At 42.0% G+C, this 517-nt stretch carries 2 tRNA genes; both read left to right on the forward strand.

Annotated elements, in window-relative coordinates:
* The first annotated feature begins 49 nt into the window (after window positions 1–49).
* Window positions 50–126: transfer RNA gene (locus tag ACFSJY_RS14450), tRNA-Ile, on the forward strand.
* A gap of 28 nt (window positions 127–154) precedes the next feature.
* A tRNA-Ala gene (locus ACFSJY_RS14455) sits at window positions 155–230 on the forward strand.
* Window positions 231–517: the final 287 nt, after the last annotated feature.

Consider the following 517-nt stretch of genomic DNA (forward strand, 5'->3'; position numbering starts at 1 on the left):
GATAACGAACGTAAGAAGAAGTCCTAACATGTAAGCTTCGGACGATAATAGGTCTGTAGCTCAGCTGGTTAGAGCGCACCCCTGATAAGGGTGAGGTCGGCAGTTCAAGTCTGCCCAGACCTACCAATGTTCTAATCGACATGTGACCCAGAATGGGGCTATAGCTCAGCTGGGAGAGCGCCTGCCTTGCACGCAGGAGGTCAGCAGTTCGATCCTGCTTAGCTCCACCATTACTTCTTCATAGAACGAAAGACCAAATCTAAGGTTACTCTCGAGTGATTTTACATTTGGTTTTTTCTTAAAAACCCATGTTCTTTAACAATTTGGAAAGCTGATATATATCCCGAGATAAGATTTATATTTTATCTCAACCGATTATTACTGTGTCGCGCAGTGATAATCAACCTGATACAAGACCTCCTTATCTTGTATCAATCTAATTCAAGCATACTCCAATCAACTTGTTGATTGAGTACGTGAAAATGTCAGTCATACATTAGCATCGAGATTTGTCTCT

This window comes from Thalassotalea euphylliae, assembly GCF_042682785.1.
Taxonomy (GTDB): domain Bacteria; phylum Pseudomonadota; class Gammaproteobacteria; order Enterobacterales; family Alteromonadaceae; genus Thalassotalea_F; species Thalassotalea_F euphylliae.